This is a genomic window from Streptomyces sp. NPDC054047 (assembly GCF_055585065.1).
The window spans coordinates 838,307-855,039 of the sequence record NZ_JBVJKV010000002.1; the positions used below are offsets into that span (position 1 = coordinate 838,307).

Consider the following 16,733-nt stretch of genomic DNA (forward strand, 5'->3'; position numbering starts at 1 on the left):
GGTCAGGGGCTGACTACAGCTCCTTGATCCTGATGTCCCGGTAGGAGATCACGTCCGTGACCCCGTGGACCTGCAACCCGACATAGCCGGACGAGTAACGCCGCCCGTCCGTGCCCGGGTCGTCGCCACGCGGCGGCGTGAACTCCTGGCCGCCGGTGTTGTCGAACTCGTTGATCAGGACACCGTTGCGGTAGATCGAGTAGTGCTGGTCCACCACCTTGATCTCGTAGTCGTTCCACGTGCCCTTCGGGGTGACCCCGGCGCCGCCGAGACCCACCCGGTCGAAGCCGTAGATCGAGCCCGACTTGTACATGTCGCCGTCAGGCCGGTCGAGCGCCTGGATCTCGTGCCCGTACTTGATGGCGACCCACTCCGGACGTGACTCCTCCGGGTGGTCGTGGACCTGCGGGAAGCGCACGAAGACACCGCCGTTGGCGTTGCCGTTGCCCGGCGCGTCGTCCCGCCACTGGAGCTTCAGCGAGAAGTCGCCGTACTTGCGCTGCGGGAACCACAGCATGCCCATGCCCTGGACGGTGGTGCTGCTGGTGATCGAACCGTCGGGGTTCAGGCCGAACTTGCCGCCGCCGACCTGCTCCCACTTGTTCAGGGAGTCCTGGGTGCCGTCGAAGATCTTGCGGTAGCCCTCGGTCTGGCCCGGCTTGCCGATGCCGGACTGCTTGGCGGCGCGGTTGATCTTGTTGTACTCGCGCTGGTCGATCTCACCGGCCTTCAGGAGCTTGTCCGTGACGGCCTTGACGTGCTTCAGGAACAGCGCGTGGGACGTCCACTCCTTCTCGTCCTCGATCAGCTCGTTGATGCGGCACCGGTTGTTGGTGACGCGGTTGGGGATGCCCGTGTCGACCGTGCCGACGATGACCGTGAGCCGCTCGTCGAACTCGGCGCAGTTGGGGGACGGAACCCCGCCGCCCTCCGCGACCGTGAAGGAGACGTCCTTGGCCGCCGCGGTGTTGCCCGCCTTGTCGCCGGCGCGGTAGGCCACCGTGTGCCGGCCCACGCGGTCGACGACGACCGGAGCGGTGTACGCGAGATACGGACCGCCGTCCAGGGAGTACTCGACCTTGTCGACGCCCGAGTCGGCGTCGGTCGCGGTGACCGTCACCTTCGCCCTGCCGACGTACGCGCCGTCCGAGTTCTTGTCGCCCTCGACCTTCGCCGCGGTCTCCGGCGGCGTCTTGTCCTCGACCGGCGGCGTGACCACGGTGAACTCGACGGCCTTCTCCGCCGCCTGGTTCCCCGCCTTGTCGGACGCGCGGTAGCGGATCTTGTGCGCGCCCGCCGCGTGGACCATGACCGGCGCGGTGTACGCCGTCCACGCACCGCCGTCACCGACCGCGTACTCGATCTTGTTGACGCCGGAGCCGGTGTCGGACGCCGTCACGGTGACCGTCGCCATCCCGACGTACTCGCCCTTGTCGTTCTTCTCGCCGCTCACCGTGGCCGAGGTCTCCGGTGGCGTCTTGTCGTTCGTGTCCGGCGCGACCACCGTGAAGTCGACGGCCTTCTCCGCCGCCACGTTGCCCGCCTTGTCGCTCGCGCGATAGCGGATCTTGTGGGTGCCGACCTGGTCGACGACCACGGGCGCCGTGTACGGCTGCCAGGCGCCGTCGGCCCCGACCGCGAACTCGGTCTTGTCGACGCCCGAACCCGCGTCGGTCGCCGTCACCGAGACGGTGGCGGAACCGACGTACGCGCCGTCGGCGTTGGTCTGCCCCTCGACCTTGGCGGCCGTCTCGGGAGCGGTGGTGTCCTCGCCGCCGCCCTCGGTCACCACGAGGATGCCCTGCATCGAGCCGTGGCCGGGGATCGTGCAGTGGTAGCGGTAACGACCGGGAGAGAGGGTGACCTCGGCCGTGTGCTTGCCGCCCTGGTCGTCGTTCGGGTTGGCCAGGATGTTCAGCGGTACGTCGTTGTTGTACTCGGGGTCGGAGACGTCGAACGTCAGCGTGTGCGGCATTCCGGTGTCGTTGCCGGTCGCCGTGCTGTTCTCGAAGACGATCGTCGTCGCGCCCGCGACCGCCGTGGCGGGCGCGGAGGCGTACTTGTCGATCGCGTTGTTCGCGGTCCAGGTCAGCGTCTGGGCCGCGGCCCGGCCCGGGTTGTCGGGCTGGCTCGCCGCCGTCGACGTCAGGCCGAGCACCATCAGGAGCGACGCGAAGAGCGCCGTCCAGAGTCTTCGCCTGCGTATCGCGGGCTTCGTCATCCCGCCCTCCTTGCCAGGTCCTTGGCGGCCGGCGTGGCCTCGCCGCCCGAGTAAGTGACGCGCCACAGCGCCGACTTGGAGTCCGAGGTGAAGAAGCCGCGGCCGTAGTCGAGCACGTACAACGAGCCGTCGGGGGCGAACTTCCAGTCCATGAGGTTCTTGATGCCGTCGTTGCCGATCGGGATGATCTTCTTCAGGGACTCGGCGTGCACGGGCAGACCGCCGCTGCCGACCGTCTTCGGGTCGGTCAGGACCGCGTGCCGGGGCTGGTCGGAGTCGTAGAAGTCGCCGACGAACCACTTGCCGTCCCAGTACGAGGGCCACTTGTCCGCACTGGTGCTGGTGGCGTCGTAGCGGTAGACCGGGCCGTTCATCGTGGCCTGGCCGCCGCCCTTGAGCCACGGCAGGAGCGTCTTCTGCTCCGACGTCTTGTAGCTCGGGATGCCGTTCGCGTCGCGCGGGTAGTCGACGCCGCCGCCCTGCGGCGAGTACCAGATGTTGTTCGGCTCGGCCGGCGGGATGTTCACCAGGCCGTCGTTGTTGGGCGACTCGTTCTTGAGCTTCTTGCAGTCGTACCAGCCCAGCGGCTTCGACGGGTCGGGGAGATTGCGGTCGCGGTAGGGCTGGTTGTTGCCCATGCAGTACGGCCAGCCGCGGTTGGAGGCGTGGGTGATCGCGGCGAACGTGTCGTACTTCGCCGGGCCCCACGTCGTCGACGGCTCACCGGCGTCGGGACCGACCCAGCCCGCGTAGAGGGTGTCGGTCTTCTTGTCGACGGAGATGCGCGCCGGGTTCCTGACGCCCATCACATAGATCTCGCCGCGCGTCTTGCCGCCGCCCTCGTCCGGCTCCTTGCCGGTGAAGAGGTTGCCCTCGGGGAGCGTGTACGTCCCGTCGGCCTCCGGGTGGATGCGCAGGATCTTGCCGTTGAGGTTGTTGGTGTTGCCCGCCGTGCGGCGCGCGTCGGCGAAGGAGACGCCCTTGAAGTTGGGCTGCGGGTTGTTGCCCGAGTAACCGGAGCTGAAGCCCGAGGAGTTGTTGTCACCGGTCGCGATGTAGAGATTGCCCTTGGAGTCCCAGGCCATCCCGCCGCCCGCGTGGCAGCAGCTGTGGATCTGCACCGGCCACTTGAGCAGGACCTTCTCGCTCGCGAGGTCCAGCTTGTCGGTCGCCTGGTCGAGCGTGAAGCGCGAGACGTAGCGCTCGGCCATGTGCGTCTCGCGGTTGATCTTCGAGTGGGGTGTGTAGTGCAGGTACACCCAGCCGTTCTGCTCGAACTTGGGGTCCAACTCGATCCCGAGCAGGCCCTCTTCGACCTTGATCAGCTCATCGCCGCCGCCCTTGTTGCCGAAGATGGTGAGCGCTCCCGCGAGCGTCACCTTCTTGGTCTTGGGGTCGTAGACGTGGATCTCGCCCTTGCCCTTGCCGATGTCGGGGTTGTTCCAGTCGGTGACGACCGGCTGCGAGGAGTCGGCGCCGCCGCGGCCGATGTAGAAGATCCGGCCGTCGGGCGCGGTGACCAGGCCGTGCGGCTCGCCGATCTGGTCGTTCTGGCCCGGCTGGTTGGCCTGGGTCAGGCGCTGCGCCTTGTAGTTGGCGGTGATCGTCGACTTGCAGTCGGCGCGCGCGATGCGGCTCGTCCACAGCAGGGCGCCGCGCAGGTGCTGGCGGAAGTCGGTCTCGTCGTACGAGGCCGCCGTGCCGCCCATGCCGGTGTAGAAGGAGCGTCCGCCGTCGTAGTCACGGCACCAGGAGACCGGGTGGTCGGCGCCGTTCTTGCTCTCGCCCGGCTGGTAGGTCGACTCGCGCACGCGGGCCACGGTGTGGACCTCGCCGGTCGGGTTCTTGGTCCAGTTCAGCCACTGGTCGGGGCGCTTCCACTGGAGGGGCAGGTCCTTGGTGGCCGGGTTCTCCCGGTCGCCGACCTCGACGGTGGCGCGCTGCACGTTCGTGGGGCTCGAATCGGCCGGGCGGGCACCGATCAGGCCGGTGAACCAGGTCGAGTACGGCTCGGCGCGGGCCGCGTCGTGGATGCCGACGAAACCGCCGCCCGCCTCCATGTAGGCCTCGAGACCCGCCTCCTGCTCGGGGTCGAGGATGTCGCCGCCGCCGGTCAGGAAGGCGATGGCGTTGAACTTGCCGAGCTTGGCCTCGTTCGTGAAGACCGCCGGGTCGTCGGTCGCCTCGATCTTGAACCGCTGGGCGGCCGGGCCCGATTGGCCGATCTTCTCGATGGCCTCGATGCCCGCGTTCACCACCGGTGACTCGTCGCCGCCCGCGGCGGAGCCGTGGAAGACGAGGACGCGTACGTTCGCCTGGCCGGGCGGCGACGGCAGGGACATCGTTGTCAACGGTGGCTCGGGATAGGGCCGCGCGGTGGCGGCCTGTGTGGAGAGCGCGCCGGTGACCATGGCCCCGGAGAGCAGGGCGGCGGCCCAGGCGCGGCGCGAGCCGACCCGGTTGGGCTTCTGGTTCTGGTTCCTTGGCTCGTCCTGGCGGTTCGATCTGCGTCTGGCTCTGCTCAACCCTCGTACAGCCAAGGGCTCTTGATGCGGTGTGAGCCGCATGAGTACACCCACCCCTCGTCGGTCACAGCAACAGGCGCGGATGAAGCTAGACCTCTTTCCGTCACTCGCCAATAGGTACGGACGGAATTCCGCGAACTTTGTCCTGCGTGTGGATAAACGAAGATCCCCCCGATACCGTGTGGCCGTCTCGGGGGCCTCCTGTGCCCCGTCAGTCTCCGTACCGCAGTGGGGAGTTGGGCATGGACCGACGGAGCTTCAACCGGCGGATGCTCGTGGGTGGAGCGGTCGCGACGGCCGGGGTGACATCGTTGTCGCTGGCCACCGCGCCCGAGGCGAGCACGGCCGAAGGGCCGAAGACCGCCCCTGCGGGCGGCGAGGTGCGCCGCATCAAGATGTACGCCGAGAAGCTGCCGGACGGGCAGATGGGCTACGGCCTGGAGAAGGGCAAGGCGTCCATCCCGGGCCCGCTGATCGAGCTGAACGAGGGCGACACCCTCCACATCGAGTTCGAGAACACCATGGACGTGGACGCAAGCCTGCACGTCCACGGCATGGACTACGAGATATCCAGCGACGGCACCAGGCACACCAAGAGCCACGTCGAGCCGGGCGGCAAGCGGACCTACACCTGGCGCACGCACGCGCCGGGCCGCCGCAAGGACGGCACGTGGCGGCCGGGTACGGCCGGCTATTGGCACTACCACGACCACGTGGTCGGCACCGATCACGGGACGGGCGGCGTGCGCAAGGGGCTCTACGGCGCGCTGATCGTGCGCCGCAAGGGCGATCTGCTGCCGGACAAGACCTTCACGATCGTCTTCAACGACATGACGATCAACAACAAGGCGGGTCACGACAGCCCCAACTTCGAGGCCACGGTGGGTGATCGGGTCGAGTTCGTCTCGATCACGCACGGCGAGTACTACCACACGTTCCACGTGCACGGTCACCGCTGGGCGGACAACCGCACGGGCCTGCTGACCGGCCCCGACGACCCGAGCCAGGTCCTCGACGACAAGATCACCGGACCGGGGGACTCGTTCGGCTTCCAGGTCATCGCGGGGGAGGGGGTGGGCGCGGGCGCGTGGATGTACCACTGCCACGTGCAGAGCCACTCCGACATGGGGATGGCGGGCTACTTCCTGGTGAAGAAGGCGGACGGGACGATCCCGGACTATGAGCCGCATCATGTGGCCGGGGGCGCGAAGAAGTCTTCGGGGGATGCGAAGAAGTCCGGGGACTCAGGCGGGGCGAAGGAGTCCGCAGCTGCCGGGGATTCCGCCAAGGCCGGGTCGTCCGGGCACGATCACGATCACAGCTAGCGCGAGCGCGAAGGCTGGCGCGAGGGCTAACGCTTGCGCACGTTGTCGAGGAGGACGGCGAGCTCCTCCCTGGCGGCGGCGTCCGAGAAACCCTCCGGCGCGTTGCGGACGGCCCAGCCCGTGTCGTGCAGGGCTTCGAGGCGCTCGATGAGCACCTTGCGCACGGAGCGCGACGGGAGACCGCTGCGGACGCCGCCGGGCACGTACGAGAGGCCCACCAGCAGCTCCCAGTGCGGGTCGGGGGATTCGAGCGCGCCGAGGAGCCGGTCGAACGCGTCCGGGGCGCCGCGTCGCAGGGCGTCGGCGATGCTCAGCGCGCGGATCTCGGGCTCGGCGGAGTCCGCTTGGCGCTCCAGGGCTTGGGCGGCGAGTGCGTCGGCGGCAAGGGCGTGGCCTGCCTCGCCCGCCTGGAGCCAGCGCAGTTCACTGGCCGCGACGCGGCGGACGCTGACCTCGGGGTCGTGATCCAGGAGGCCGATGAGTCCCTCCACGGCCCTGGCCTCCTCGGGGGAGCCCGCGGCGATCGGGAGGAGGCCGTCGGCGGCGGAGGCGCGGACGGCGGGGTGAGGGTGACGCAGCCCGTCCAGGAAGAGGTCCAGGGGCGGGTCCTCCAGGGATCGAGGCAGGTGCAGATGCTGGTAGCACCGCAGGATCCCGCTCAGGAGGAAGGGGTCCCGCGTGTCCTGGGCCTGCCGTGCGACGAGGCGGTCGAGTGTTTCGAGCACCCGGTCGCGCCGGACCGTGTTGCAGAAGAGGATCTTGGCCAGGGCCTCCACGCCCAGAGTCACCATGTCCCGCCCCTCGTTCTCCCCCTCCTCGTTCGCCTCGCCCTCGTTCGCCTTGTTCGCCTCGCTCGTGCACAGGTCAAGTACCTCGTCCGTGCACAGGGCGAGTGCCTCGTCGGCGCGGATGGCGGCGCGGGCGCGGTCGGTCCACGACTCCTGCTCCGAGGCCGGGGCGAACGGGGCCAGGAGCACGGCTCGTTCTTCGCTCCCCGGCGCGTGGAGCAGCGCGTTCTTGAGGGCAGTGCGTGCCTCGGCGCGGACCTGGTCCGCTTCCTGACCGGACACGGGTGTGCTCCAGCGCATCGCCACGCAGGTCAGCGTGACCGCGTCGTCGAAGGCCATGGCGCGCAGGAATCCGTCCGGATCACCGGTCCGGAAGAGACCTTCGGACGCCCATGCCCGGCCGCGCAGCCGGCGGAGGGCGGCCCGCATGTCATCGCGCAGGTCGCTGTCGACCTCCCGCAGCGCGGGGGCGCCGCCGAGCTCCGCCGTCAGCTCGGTCCAGGCGCGGACGAGGCCCTCGGGGTCGTCCAGGTGCTGCGTGAAGATCCGCTCCGTACGCTCGCGCAGCGGCCGCTCGCGGCGCAGCGCCGCGGCGAAGCCCTCCACCACCGTCTCGGAGAACTCCTCCGCCCACGGCTCGCGCTCCACCGCCGAGGCCAGCTCGCGCAGCGCCCAGGAAAGCTCGCCGGACTCGGCGGCGGTCTTCGACGCCATCCGCCGGACCTCCGCGTCCGGGTCCCGTAGCGCGGCGGCCAGTTCCTCGTGCAGCTCAGCCTGCTTGCGCGCTCTCCGCTTCGTGAACATCACGACAGCCTAGGTGCCGGGCCGCAGGGGCTTGATGCGGGTGCGTGCCCGGCCGCGGGCCGTGCCCGGCGGCGGCCATTCCGGTGGGCATACGGCGGCCATTCCGGTGGGTATACGGCGGCCTTCCGGTCGGCATGTGGAGATCCTGTAGGACATGCCGGTCCAGGCCCCATCCCTTTACCCAAAGGTCCACGGTGGGTGTACTCCTTGTACGCCTCACCCACGTCGTCGCATCAACGTCGCCTCATCCACGCGCCACCCCCCGTACGTCCTCCGTGCGCACCCTCCGTGAACTGCCATTCAAGGGAGTCGAGTTGAGCAAGGACAGCGTGTACGACTACGTCATCGTCGGTGCCGGCTCCGCGGGATGCGTCCTCGCCGCCCGGCTCTCCGAGGATCCCGCGGTGCGCGTGGCGCTCGTCGAGTCGGGGCCACGCGACCGCAAGCCCGAGATCCGCATCCCGGCGGCCTTCCCGAAGATGTTCAAGACGCCCTACGACTGGGACTACTCCACCGCGAAGCAGTCCGCGCTGAACGGCCGCGAACTGTACTGGCCGCGCGGCCACACCCTTGGCGGCTCGTCCTCGCTGAACGCCATGATGTGGGTGCGCGGCCACCGCGACGACTACGACGCCTGGGGCGAGGCGGCGGGGCCCGAGTGGTCCTACGACGCGCTGGAGCCCTACTTCCGGCGGGCGGAGCGGTGGTCGGGCCCGAAGGGCGGGGCTGTCGGGGCGAGCGGTGCGGGCGGGGCCGGAGCGAACAGTGTCTACGGAAGTGACGGGCCGCTCTGGATCTCCCCGCCCCGCGCCCTGAACCCGACCACCACCGCCTTCCTCGACGCCTGCCGCGACGCGGGCCTGCGCGAGCTGACCGAACTGAACGAGCCCGACCACAGCGGCTTCGCGCTCACCCCGGTCAACCAGCGCCGCGGCCGCCGCTGGAGCGCGGCCGACGGCTACCTGAAACCGGCACGGCGCCGCCGCAACCTGCACGTCCTGACCGAAGCCCGGGTCCGCAGGCTGGAGTTCGACGGGACGCGCGTGGCCGGGGTCATCGCCGACGGCGTACCCGGCAGGCTGATCGCCCGCCGCGAGGTGATCCTCAGCGCGGGCACCATCGGCTCCCCGCAGCTCCTCCAGGCCTCCGGCGTCGGTGACCCGCGTGACCTGTCGAAAGCGGGCATCGAGACGCGCGTCGAGGCCCCGGGGGTGGGCCGCCACCTCCAGGACCACCTCGCCTACGCGATCACCATGCGCTGCCCGCAGCCCGTCACCCTGACCGGAGCGGACTCCTTCGCCAACATCGGCCGCTTCCTGCTCGGCGGGCGCGGACCGCTCACGTCGAACGTCGCCGAGGCCGTCGCCTTCATCAAGACCAGGCCCGAACTCGCGGCCCCCGACATCGAGTTGATCTACGCCCCGGTCCCCTTCATCAACCACGGCCTGACCCCGCCGACCGAACACGGCATCACGATCGGCGTGGTGCTGCTCCAGCCGGAGAGCGAGGGCCGGATCACGCCGAGGGGCCCGGGGGTCGGCACCGCGCCCCACATAGACCCCGGCTATCTGACGGCGGAGGCCGACATCCGCACCCTCGTCGCCGGGGTGCGCCGCGCGGAGGAGCTGGTCGCGGGCCGCGCGCTCGCCCCGTACGTGTCGGGGCCGCTGGCGCCGCATCCGGGCACGGTCGACGACGCGGCCCTGGCCCGGACGATCCGCGGGGTGTCCGAGACGCTCTACCACCCGGTCGGCACCTGCCGGATGGGCAGCGACGAGGAGTCGGTCACCGACCCCGGGCTGCGGGTGCGGGGCGTGACGGCGCTGCGGGTCGTGGACGCGTCGGTCATGCCGCGGATCACGCGCGGTCACACGCACGCTCCCACGGTGGCGCTCGCCGAGAAGGCGGCCGAGCTGATCAGGGCGGACGCGCGCAGGTGACGCGGGAAGGGGGTGTCCCCCCGCCCCGCCCGCCGGTCGTATCCTGACCGGCGCACCAGCCAGCCGCCCCCGAGGAGCCCCACGTGACCGAGCCGCCGAGCGCCGCCCCGCGCCCCACCCTGGAGGCCGTGGCGGCCCGGGCCGGAGTCTCCCGGGCCACGGTGTCCCGCGTCGTCAACGGCGACACGGGCGTACGCGAGGTGCTCGCCGAGAAGGTCAGGCGGGCGGTCGACGAGCTCGGCTACGTGCCGAACCGCGCCGCCCGCAGTCTGGTGACCCGCCGCCACGACGCGGTCGCCGTGGTGATCGCCGAGCCGGAGACACGGGTCTTCGCCGACCCGTTCTTCGCCATGCAACTACGGGGCATCAGCAAGGAGTTGACGTCGCGGGACGTCCAACTGGTGCTGCTGCTCACGGAGGGCCGGGACGACCACGAGCGGGTCGGCCGCTACCTGTCGGGCGGCCATGTGGACGGCGCCCTCGTCTTCTCCCTGCACCTGGACGATCCGCTGCCCGGCATCATCCGGGGCGCGGGGGTGCCGACGGTGTTCGGCGGCCGTCCGGGGTGGCCGGACGGGACGGTGACGTCTCCGTACGTCGACTGCGACAACCGAGGCGGAGCGCGGGACGCGGTGCGGCATCTGGTCTCGCTGGGCCGCACCCGCATCGCGCACATCACCGGAGCGCTCGACCAGACGTCGGCGGTGGACCGCCTCGACGGCTTCCGCGACGTCCTGCCGGATGCGGGGGAGAGGTTCGTCGCGCAGGGCGATTTCACCCCGGCGGGCGGTGAGCGCGCGATGCGCGAGCTGTTGGACCGCGTCCCTGAGCTGGACGCGGTCTTCGCCGCCAACGATCTGACGGCGTCGGGCGCGCTCCGGGTGCTCCGCGAGCGGGGCAGGCGGGTGCCCCAGGACGTAGCGGTGGTGGGCTTCGACGACATGCTGGCGGTGGCCGAGCAGGTGGAGCCACCCCTGACGACGGTACGTCAGGACATCGAGGAAATGGGCCGCCTGATGGCCCGCATGCTCCTGGCGCGCGGCGAACTGCCGACGGAAAGCGTGGTCCTGCCGACGAAGCTGGTGCTGAGGGGGTCGGCGTAAGGGGCTCGGCCTAATGGGACTCTTACCGGCCCGCGCCTCCGGGTGGCCGTGAGGGCAGTCGGCGCGCGGCTCACGGGCGCCGCGAGGGCCCGGGGGCGGTCGTTGTCCCACGAACGGGTGCCCTCGTTCCCCCGCACGGTCCACCTGCGTTTTTGCCGCGGTGTGCCGGGGTGAGGCTCGGTTCAGCACTTCCCCTCATCCGGAGGTAACACCATGCGCAAGTGCGCGATCCTGGCAGCAGCGGCCTTCGCCGCGGTCACCGTCATCGGCGGTGCCGGTTCTGCCGTCGCCGACCCCGGCCCCGGCGCCTACGCCGAGGGCACGGCTCAGAACTCGCCCGGCGTCATCAGCGGCAACCTCCTGCAGGTTCCCGTGGATGTCCCAGTCAACGCGTGCGGCAACTCCGTGAACGTCGTCGGCCTCCTCAACCCGGCCGGCGGCAACACCTGCAAGTAGGCCCCGGACCCCGCCCCGCCCCGTCGCGAGCTGATCGCTACGGGGCGGGGCGGGGCGTGTGCGTCAGGCCCCGACGCTCACGGTGAACCGCCGCGGGTTCCCGTCGTGTGCGGCCCCGGAGACGTCGGGCTGCCCGTCCGGGCGGACGTCGTCGTACGGGAACGCGTAGCCGATGGGCGAGTTCGCGTGCACCACGCGGGCCCAGTGGTTGGTCACGTCGCCCTTGTAGTAGTCCCCGGCGCCGGCGCCGTTCGGCTGCTCCGGGTGCGACAGCATGATGCTCCGGTTGAACCCCGCGGCGAGCCGCGCGAGCAGGCCCTTCTTGTCGTCGGAGTCCCCCGGGTTGTTGGTGAACGGCCCGTGGTTGCAGGTGAAGATGTCCTTGGACGTCGGCTTCGAGAACGTGTGCCCGCCGTTGAACGTCAGCGTGTCGCCGCTCACCCGGCCGGTGAACACGCCCCGGCCGCCCTGGAGGTCGATCTTCAGGTCGGTGCTGCGGTACTTGTCCCACACCTGGTCGATGTAGCTGTTCCACACGTCCCGGAACGGCATCTCGTTCGGGCGGTCGAAGTACGGAGCCATGAGGTTCTGGGGGGAGATGACGCGCAGCACGTCGCCGCCGTCGCCGCGGATCACCAGGTCACCCCAGGGTTGCCCGTCCTTCTCCCCCTGGGCGACGAGGTCGGAGGCGATCTTGCCGACGGCTCCGTCCGGCAGCGGTGCCACCGTGTGGGTGGCGTCCCCCTCCAGGGTCAGGCCGATGGGGAGGGCCGTGACGAGGTCGACGTAGCTGATGTTCGCGTACAACTGCGTGCTGTTGAAGGTGAATTCGCAGAACGACCAGGTGCGCCCGTAGTTGGCGTCCTCCTTGGTCGCGAAGGCGGGTTCGACCAGCGACGGGCCCGGGTTGAGGAAGAAGTCCAGCTTGTCGTCGCGTACGAAGTAGACACGCGCGCCGAACATGTGAGGAAGTGTCAGGACCTTGGGCGCCGATCCCGCCGCGCCGAGCGGAATCGCGCAGTCGACGGGCAGCGGAGTCTGCGGGGCCGAGGGGGAGTCGGGGCGGTAGACGCCGCCGTCCGGCTTCAGCAGGACCCAGCGGTCGGTGCCCTGCTCGTGTCCGGTGACGTAGGCGCGCACCTGGCCGGGCAACGACTTGTTCTGGAGGGCGAGTTCACAGGTCGCGGGGGCTGCCTTGGCGCCGGGGCTGAGGGCGCTTCCCCAGACGGGGTAGGTGAGGGCTCCGGCGGCACCCGCGGCAGTGGACAGGAACACTCGACGCGATATCACGGAAGGTCTCCCGGGATGGGTGTGTGGGGGGATGTCGTGCGGCCGTGGTGACTGTGGGGGGTGCTCGGCCGCGTGGTGCGACCACTGTCGCGGCGGCGAATTCCGGCGTCAAGAGTTATGGCTGAGAGCGCTCTCAGAATCTTGTTTCCTTCACAAGGTGGCAGCACACGCGCACTGTCAGTGCCGGGTGTCAGACTCAGGGGACGGAAGAGAGATGCGACAAAGGAGTCGATCATGCTCAATACCCGTTATGTCGTGGGCGCCCCGACATGGGTGGACCTCGGCACGCCGGACCTGGAAGGCGCCCATGCCTTCTACCGCGCGCTCTTCGGCTGGGAGTTCCAGTCGGGCGGCGCGGAATTCGGCGGATACGGCATGTATCAGGCGGACGGGAAAGCCGTGGCGGGCGCCATGACCGTCACCGCCGACCAGTCCCCTCCGGGCTGGACGCTCTACTTCAAGACGCAGGACGCCGACGCGACGGCCAAGGCGGTCGAGCAGGCGGGCGGCAGCACGGTGTACGAGGCCATGGACGTCGGCGACCTCGGCCGCATGGCGGTGTTCAACGACGCGCAGGGCGTCGGCTTCGCCGTATGGCAGCCGGGCACGAACAAGGGCCTGGACCTGGTCGACGCCCCGAACAGCCTGTGCTGGACGGAGCTCTACACCCCGGACATCGAGGCGGCCCAGGAGTTCTACGGCTCCGTGTTCGGCTGGGGCGCCACCACCCAGGCCTTCGAGGGCGGTTCGTACACGATGGTGCACCCCGCGGGCGGCACGGAGAACGACATGTTCGGCGGCCTGTGGCCGCTGTCCGACGCCCCGGAGGAAGCCGATGCCGGGCCGTACTGGACTCCGTACTTCCAGGTGACCGACATGGACGCGGTGCTGGCCAAGGTCGAGCCGTCCGGGGGCACGGTGCGGGTGCCGCGCATGGACCTCGCCGGCGTCGGCAGCTTCGCCAAGCTCGCCGACCCGGCCGGGGCGCGGTTCGCGCTGATGCAGCCGGAGGCGCCGGGCGCGGGCTGAGGAGTGCGGGCCGGCGGGCACGGTCGGGCGGGACGGCGCGGTACGAGGTTCGAGCGGCACGAGCGGCACGAGCGGCACGAGCGGCACGAGAGACGATGGACGGAACCATCCCGTCCGGCACTCGCCATGCGCCAACCCGGCACTCGCCCCGATGCCGCCCCGGCTCCCGTCCGGCACCCGAACCCGCAGCGGGCGTTTCGCCGCGTTCCCGCGTGGGCAGCCAGCAGGGGCCCGAGGCGGAAGCGGCCGAAACAGCCCATGCCATGGTGTTGATCGTTCGTTGATCCCTTGTTTCGCGCGCCCTGCCAGCATCGTCGGCATGCAGATCCACATGACAGCCGAGCCGGAAATCGCCTGGGAGCAGGCCCTGTGCGCCCAGACGGGCTCCGAGTTCTTCTTCCCCGAACCGGGCAGCTCGGTGCGCGAGGCCAAGTACATCTGCCAGCTCTGCGAGATGCGCCCGGCGTGCCTCGAGTACGCCCTGGCCCATGACGAGCGGTTCGGCGTCTGGGGCGGGCTCTCGGAGAAGGAACGGCTCAGCCTCAGGCGTACGTGACCGTGAACCTCCTCGTCCCCGCCGGAATGTGCACGTCGTCACCCGTCACCGTCAGATCCCGGCCGTCCGCCGTGGCCGCGCGCACCGGGCCGAACCGGCACGGATAGACGTACCGCACGCGCTCCGGCGCCCGCGTGATGTCCACGGTGACCTTCCGGCCGCCCGCGTCATGGGTGAGCCGGTAGCCGAAGGGCGCGCCGAACAGGTTCGGGGCGTCGTCGACGGCCACCGTCGCGCCGTCCGGCACCCAGTGAGGACGTACGCCCGGGGCGATGTAGAGATGCGGGTCCCGGTCCTCGTCGGCCTCGAAGAAGAGGATGTCGCGGATCAGGAGCAGATACTCGGCCGCCGCCCAGCCGTGCGGGATGTCCCCCATGTACCAGTGGCGGGAGGGGACTTCGCGGTAGTCGGAGGCGATGGGGAACGCGTGCTGCTCGTTCCAGGCGCCCAGCGCCACAGCCCGCTGCTCGGTGCGCGGCAGCGAGGCGCCCACGATCCAGCCGAGCAGCGCGTCCATCCGCTCGGTGTCGCCGGACAGCAGGTAGGCGTGCGCCAACTGCGTCGTGAGGTAGGGGCCGTAGGTGTTCCAGGCCGCTTCGTGGCGGTAGCCGCCGGTCACGAAGTGCGCGTACATGGTGTCGAGCGTCCAGCGGGCCGCCCGGTCGATGTCCTCGCCCAGCTTGCTGCCCATGTGCAGCCGCAGCGGGTGGAAGAACGCCGCCGCGCCGATCATCGTCGAGTCCAGCCGCCCGACGTCGGCGGGCCCGGTCGGGATGTACGTCTCCCAGGCGCCGCGCCTGCGCTGCTCGGCCAGGACCCAGCGGATCGAGGTCGCCGTCGCCCGCTTCAAGTCGTCGAAGGCGCCCCAGAGTTCGGGCACGTCGGGGGAGCCGATCCGTTCCGCGAGCCGCGCGGCCTCGTACAGACCGGCGAGGCCCCACAGGTCGTCCCAGTAGTGCGGCTTGTCTCGCTCGCCCAGGTGCTCGGCGCTCCACCCGCTGTGCAGCAGGCCGTACTGATCGCGGTTGTCGCGCAGCCACCGGGCGCCGTCGACGACGTACGGCGTGTAGAGCTTGGCGCCGAACGCGGTGGAGCGGCCGTGGGTCCGGTCGAAGCGGCCGATCGCCCACAGCGCCTGGCCGTTGCTGTCCCACTCGTGGTCGTTCTTCTCGTGCGGCCCGCCGTAGAAGCCGTACTCGGCACACGGCCCGATCCGGCCCGTGCCACGGTTGAACTTCAGCGGATAGTGCGTGCCCAACTGGCGCTCGGCCAGGGCCACATCGCCGACCAGCGAGCACGCCGTGGCCTCGACGGACGAGTCACGGATCCAGAAGGAGTCGTACACCGTCGGGCCCGGATGGATCTCGCCGTGGTCGGAGAGGATCAGGAGCTGCGAGCGGCACTGGCGGAACTGGTCGGCCAAGTGGCCGACGGGCTGCGGCAGTTCGGGCTGCACGCCCTGCGCGATCAGCTTGCCCGTCCAGAAGACGCGGTTGGCCTCCTCCAGTGCGGCGGCCGGAGTGGCCCTGATCTCCGCCAGGTCGGCGCCGCCGCTGTAGCGGTCGACCGGAAGGCGGACGTCGAGCTCGAACAGCTCGTCGTCCGCGACCCGGTAGGGCCAGGCGAAGGCCGCGCTGCACAGTCCCGCGATCTGGTCCTGCGCCTGCTGCGCGCCGTTCAGCTTGCCGCCCATGACGAGGTCGTGGAACGGGTTGCGGGTCAGATAGGAGTCCGGGTCGTACGTGAAGTCCGGGTTGCCGTACACGCCGTACTGCTCGGGAGGCGTGTCGAACACCGGCCCCCAGCCGCTGTTGGTCTCCACCCTGCCCTCGTCGGGCAGATGGCGCAGGAAGGTCAGCCGCCGGTCGGTGATCTGGCGGCCGTTGCGGTCGTGCCGCTGGAAGCCGCTCGGCCCCGCGGGCATGACGGCCGCGCACAGCCAGCCCTCGCGCGGCTGCCCGGTCGCGCTGCCCACGGTCAGCCGGGTCACCACGAGGTCCCGCTGCCGGGGGCCGATGGCCGTCCCGAAGGTCCGCTGCACGAACTCGGTGCCGTCAGACGTGCGGAACGTCGTCAGGACCACCGGCAGATGGGGCGCCTCCATGCGCTGGCCGACGGCCCCGGCGTCGGTCAGCTGCGGCAGGCGCACGGCGCCGGTCGAGGGCGAGTAGAGGAAGAAGGACAGGCAGTACTTGTCGTAGACCGGCTCGATCTCGCCCGCCTGCCCGATCAGGGACTCCTGGCGGTGGTCCTTGACGCCCACCATGTGCCAGTAGCGGTACAGGGCGTTGGAGGCGAAGGCGGCCTCCTTGGATTCGTACGTTCCCGCGTCGAAGTCGTCGCTCCAGCGCCGGAAGGCCGCCTGGGCCCACCACGGAACGGGATAGGGCACCCGGGCCCGCCCCGCCCAGCCGCGCCACATGACTTCGTAGAACATCCACTCATGGGTCTGTGCCATGGGTTCCACCCCCGCTGCCCACCGTTGCACCGGGGTGGGCGGCCGTAAATCCGTTCGGCACGCCGGTCCTTGTGTGGATACGATCCGGGGGCGCGGGCGGACCGAAGACTGCTGGTCGGGCGCGTGTGCGGGGTCCTGTAGAGCAGAGGCAGACTCACCGCCATGACATGGCGGATACGCCGGTTCGAATCCGGTCGGGACCACGAGCGGAACGGCGCGCACGGCGCGGGCGGGGCGG

At 70.4% G+C, this 16,733-nt stretch carries 11 protein-coding genes and 1 tRNA gene; 7 read left to right on the top strand and 5 right to left on the bottom strand.

Translation table 11 applies throughout. The features are described 5' to 3' along the window. Positions 1-13 precede the first annotated feature (13 nt). Positions 14-2,221: an OmpL47-type beta-barrel domain-containing protein gene (locus ACZ6ZP_RS10270; protein ID WP_383823206.1), complete on the bottom strand. Its 2,208-nt coding sequence runs from the start codon at positions 2,219-2,221 to the stop codon at positions 14-16. Then, complete coding sequence (locus ACZ6ZP_RS10275; protein ID WP_469406565.1) at positions 2,218-4,632, bottom strand: ThuA domain-containing protein; 2,415 nt, start codon at positions 4,630-4,632, stop codon at positions 2,218-2,220. The genes ACZ6ZP_RS10270 and ACZ6ZP_RS10275 overlap by 4 nt, the downstream gene beginning before the upstream one ends. 356 nt (positions 4,633-4,988) lie before the next feature. On the opposite strand from ACZ6ZP_RS10275, the gene ACZ6ZP_RS10280 reads away from it, so the two are divergent. After that, positions 4,989-6,071, top strand: a complete 1,083-nt coding sequence (locus ACZ6ZP_RS10280) for a multicopper oxidase domain-containing protein (RefSeq protein WP_469406337.1) — start codon at positions 4,989-4,991, stop codon at positions 6,069-6,071. Between the two features lie 26 nt (positions 6,072-6,097). Here the strand turns inward: ACZ6ZP_RS10280 and ACZ6ZP_RS10285 are convergent, their stop codons facing one another. Continuing rightward, on the bottom strand, positions 6,098-7,663 hold the full coding sequence (locus ACZ6ZP_RS10285; protein ID WP_469406339.1) for a hypothetical protein: 1,566 nt from the start codon (positions 7,661-7,663) through the stop codon (positions 6,098-6,100). A 314-nt stretch (positions 7,664-7,977) separates the two neighbouring features. Between ACZ6ZP_RS10285 and ACZ6ZP_RS10290 the strand changes: the two genes are divergently transcribed. From ACZ6ZP_RS10290 to ACZ6ZP_RS10300, 3 genes are all read left to right on the top strand, one after another. After that, a complete protein-coding gene (locus ACZ6ZP_RS10290; protein WP_469406340.1) occupies positions 7,978-9,603 on the top strand; it encodes a GMC family oxidoreductase in 1,626 nt (541 codons plus the stop codon). Between the two features lie 83 nt (positions 9,604-9,686). Beyond that, the gene (locus ACZ6ZP_RS10295; protein WP_469406342.1) at positions 9,687-10,706 is read left to right on the top strand and encodes a LacI family DNA-binding transcriptional regulator; all 1,020 of its coding nucleotides are present in this window, start codon (positions 9,687-9,689) and stop codon (positions 10,704-10,706) included. A gap of 213 nt (positions 10,707-10,919) precedes the next feature. Next, positions 10,920-11,162: a chaplin gene (locus ACZ6ZP_RS10300; protein ID WP_351161061.1), complete on the top strand. Its 243-nt coding sequence runs from the start codon at positions 10,920-10,922 to the stop codon at positions 11,160-11,162. 63 nt (positions 11,163-11,225) lie between these two features. On the opposite strand, the gene ACZ6ZP_RS10305 is transcribed toward ACZ6ZP_RS10300, so the two are convergent. After that, positions 11,226-12,452 (bottom strand): glycoside hydrolase family 64 protein, encoded by a 1,227-nt coding sequence (locus ACZ6ZP_RS10305; RefSeq protein ID WP_383823220.1) that lies wholly within the window; start codon positions 12,450-12,452, stop codon positions 11,226-11,228. 234 nt (positions 12,453-12,686) lie between these two features. Between ACZ6ZP_RS10305 and ACZ6ZP_RS10310 the strand changes: the two genes are divergently transcribed. Both ACZ6ZP_RS10310 and ACZ6ZP_RS10315 read left to right on the top strand, forming a co-directional pair. Further along, a complete protein-coding gene (locus ACZ6ZP_RS10310; RefSeq protein WP_469406343.1) occupies positions 12,687-13,481 on the top strand; it encodes a VOC family protein in 795 nt (264 codons plus the stop codon). Between the two features lie 319 nt (positions 13,482-13,800). After that, positions 13,801-14,037, top strand: a complete 237-nt coding sequence (locus ACZ6ZP_RS10315; RefSeq protein WP_351161069.1) for a WhiB family transcriptional regulator — start codon at positions 13,801-13,803, stop codon at positions 14,035-14,037. On the opposite strand, the gene ACZ6ZP_RS10320 is transcribed toward ACZ6ZP_RS10315, so the two are convergent. Beyond that, positions 14,024-16,495: a hypothetical protein gene (locus tag ACZ6ZP_RS10320; protein ID WP_469406345.1), complete on the bottom strand. Its 2,472-nt coding sequence runs from the start codon at positions 16,493-16,495 to the stop codon at positions 14,024-14,026. The two genes, ACZ6ZP_RS10315 and ACZ6ZP_RS10320, sit on opposite strands and share 14 nt — an antisense overlap. Positions 16,496-16,626: 131 nt before the next feature. On the opposite strand from ACZ6ZP_RS10320, the gene ACZ6ZP_RS10325 reads away from it, so the two are divergent. After that, positions 16,627-16,698 (top strand) — tRNA-Val (locus ACZ6ZP_RS10325). Positions 16,699-16,733: the final 35 nt, after the last annotated feature.

Excerpts from the sequence above, each read along its gene's own strand:
- ACZ6ZP_RS10270 (WP_383823206.1), bottom strand. The coding sequence starts at position 2,221 with ATGACGAAGCCCGCGATACGCAGGCGAAGACTCTGGACGGCGCTCTTC.
- ACZ6ZP_RS10275 (WP_469406565.1), bottom strand. The coding sequence starts at position 4,632 with ATGGTCACCGGCGCGCTCTCCACACAGGCCGCCACCGCGCGGCCCTAT.
- ACZ6ZP_RS10280 (WP_469406337.1), top strand. The coding sequence starts at position 4,989 with ATGGACCGACGGAGCTTCAACCGGCGGATGCTCGTGGGTGGAGCGGTC.
- ACZ6ZP_RS10285 (WP_469406339.1), bottom strand. The coding sequence starts at position 7,663 with ATGTTCACGAAGCGGAGAGCGCGCAAGCAGGCTGAGCTGCACGAGGAA.
- ACZ6ZP_RS10300 (WP_351161061.1), top strand. The coding sequence starts at position 10,920 with ATGCGCAAGTGCGCGATCCTGGCAGCAGCGGCCTTCGCCGCGGTCACC.
- ACZ6ZP_RS10310 (WP_469406343.1), top strand. The coding sequence starts at position 12,687 with ATGCTCAATACCCGTTATGTCGTGGGCGCCCCGACATGGGTGGACCTC.
- ACZ6ZP_RS10315 (WP_351161069.1), top strand. The coding sequence starts at position 13,801 with ATGCAGATCCACATGACAGCCGAGCCGGAAATCGCCTGGGAGCAGGCC.
- ACZ6ZP_RS10320 (WP_469406345.1), bottom strand. The coding sequence starts at position 16,495 with ATGGCACAGACCCATGAGTGGATGTTCTACGAAGTCATGTGGCGCGGC.